This window comes from Methanoculleus sp. MH98A (assembly GCF_000691865.1).
Lineage (GTDB): Archaea > Halobacteriota > Methanomicrobia > Methanomicrobiales > Methanoculleaceae > Methanoculleus.
Genome location: NZ_JMIO01000135.1, coordinates 1 through 2284 on the forward strand (window position 1 = coordinate 1; position 2284 = coordinate 2284).

General features: G+C 63.6%; 3 protein-coding genes. All 3 read right to left on the bottom strand.

Going from position 1 to position 2284, the window contains the following annotated elements; all coding sequences use genetic code 11:
• Positions 1-255, bottom strand: a 255-nt coding sequence (locus EI28_RS15055) for a hypothetical protein (protein ID WP_048115126.1), incomplete at its 3' end; no start/stop codon positions are given.
• A 29-nt stretch (positions 256-284) separates the two neighbouring features.
• Positions 285-1352 (bottom strand): nitrogenase component 1, encoded by a 1068-nt coding sequence (locus EI28_RS12000; RefSeq protein ID WP_048115127.1) that lies wholly within the window; start codon positions 1350-1352, stop codon positions 285-287.
• Entirely contained in the window at positions 1312-2130 is an 819-nt protein-coding gene (gene cfbC / locus EI28_RS12005) for a Ni-sirohydrochlorin a,c-diamide reductive cyclase ATP-dependent reductase subunit (RefSeq protein ID WP_048115128.1), read from the bottom strand. Before cfbC ends, EI28_RS12000 begins: the two co-directional genes overlap by 41 nt.
• Positions 2131-2284: the final 154 nt, after the last annotated feature.

Consider the following 2284-nt stretch of genomic DNA (forward strand, 5'->3'; position numbering starts at 1 on the left):
TCCCTGCAACCCCTCCCCAAACGCGATATCCACCACGGTCCACTGCATTGGGTCTTTCCATTGTTTGAAAACCTTCGGTGTGATATTTTCTTCCAGTTGAATTAGTTCCTTCTGAATACTAATTAGAAGAAGCCTCTTCGCCTTTTGCCCCGTTCCACGCTTAAAATGTGGGTATACCGGGACAAACGTTCGTTGCACAAAACGCTCGAAGCGCGGCGGCCCGACTTGCTCTTGGGGCAGTCCTGCGCTTCCCAATCAGCTGCTCCCCCTCCCGAGCACGTCTCTCACCCCCGCTGCTTTTCCCGGATCAGCACCCGCCACCGGTGCAGCATCCGTCCCAGGCCGGCCGTCCCGACGGGCGCCGGATACGGGAAGGGGATCGCCGCCCCGTCCGGGTCGACGGAAAGATCGAGGGCTTCGGCGCACTCGGTGCAGATCGCCTCCGCCCCCGGATCGCCCCTGAGCATGGGGTGGGGGGACTGGAAATGCACGCGGCTCCCGGCGATATCGTCGAACTGCCCGAGCATCTCCGCCTGGTGGGCCCGTTCCTCCTCGACGGCGGCGGTGGCGTCGATCCCGCAGATTCGGCCGACCTCTTCGAGGAACCGGCACGTTCCGGTAAGACCCGCCGGGAACGAGTCCACGTAGGGCGTGCCGAGCCTCCGCTCGAGGTCTTCGCCGACCGGCCGGAGCGCCGGTTCCCGGAGGATGTTGACGGCGGCCGACCCGAGCCGCCCGATATCCCGCGTCTCGAGCCCCCGCACGAACCGGAGGTTGATCGCGATGCCGAGCCGGGAGAGAAGGCGCTCGATCTCGGTTGCGTTCTCGTCGACGCCGTACTCCAGGTTCTTCTCGCCGACCAGGTTTGCCGACAGGGTTTTTGCGTCCGCAGGACCGGCAAGCGATGCGACGGAGGAGAGGGCGTTCCTCACCCCCGTCTCGAAGACCCCCCCGAGGAACCCGGCGGTCGGCACGGGGATCACCGGGACGCCCCGGTCTTTCGCGCAGACCGCCGCGACGTCGTCTCCGATCGTCTCGACGATGCAGGTCGAGAGGACGAAGACGGAGGCGGGCGAGAGCGAGAGTGCTTGCGCGATGGTCTCCTCCAGCGCGTCTTCGCCCCCGAAGATGATGCCGTTCTCCGTTAAGCGAGTCGAGAGGAGGCGGGGGACCTCGAGCCGGTCGTTCGAGAGATGGGTGGCGTGCAGGAGCGAGAAGTTGTGGTGGGTGCACCCCGCCGGGCCATGGATGACGCAGACGGCGTCCCGTACCTCTGTCGTCACCGAGAGCGCCCCGGTCAGGGTACACCCCTCAAACCTGGACGAATTCGAGGGCGAAGGATTCGAGTTCATCCATCTCGAGGGGTGTGGGAATGCTCGTCGTCTCGTTTCCGTAGACCGTGCGCGCGAGTTCCTGGTAGACCGCCGCCTGGTCGGATTCGGGGGCGTACTCGACGACCGTCTGTTTCTGCAGTTCCGCGACCTGGACGATCCTCGAGCGGGGGATGTAGGCGATGAGCCGGGAGCCGATCCGGCGGGCGAACTCCTCCACGAGTTCCTGCTCGCCCTCGATGTTCTTTGCGTTGCAGATGACGCCCCCGAGCGTGCACCTGCTCCGCACCCGGCGCGAGAGCCGCGCGATGGCTTTTGCGATGTTGTTTGCCGCGTAGATGGACATCAACTCGCCGGAGGTGACCAGGTAGACCTCCTGGGCGTAGCCCTCGCGCATCGGCATCGCAAACCCGCCGCAGACAACGTCGCCGAGGACGTCGTAGACGATTACGTCGCCTTTGAGGGCGTCGAGGCGTTCGAGGAGCTGGAACGTCGCGATGATCCCCCGGCCGGCGCACCCGATCCCGGGCTCGGGCCCTCCGGCCTCCACGCAGCGCACGCCGCGAAAGCCCTGGTAGACCACGTCGTCGGCGGTGATGTTCTCGTCTCCGCGCTCCCGGATGAGGTCGAGAACCGTCGGGATCCAGGTCCCGTGCATCAGCATGCGGGTGCTGTCGTGCTTCGGATCGCAGCCGATCTGCAGGATATCGAGTCCTTCTCCTGCGAGTGCTGCCGACAGGTTTGCTGCAGTGGTGGATTTCCCGATTCCCCCCTTCCCGTAGAGGGCGATCTGTTTCATTGCAGCTACTATGCGCTTGCATGGGTAATTAGGTGTCGGATGCGGTTCACGCAGTGGAGATATATATCCTTTTCTGCAATTCGATCATCACTTCCGGAGGCTCCTTCTCAAGGAATATTTTTTCTCCTACTCTCTTTTGATATTCAGACATTTA

Excerpts from the sequence above, each read along its gene's own strand:
- EI28_RS12000 (WP_048115127.1), bottom strand. The coding sequence starts at position 1,352 with ATGAACTCGAATCCTTCGCCCTCGAATTCGTCCAGGTTTGAGGGGTGT.
- cfbC (WP_048115128.1), bottom strand. The coding sequence starts at position 2,130 with ATGAAACAGATCGCCCTCTACGGGAAGGGGGGAATCGGGAAATCCACC.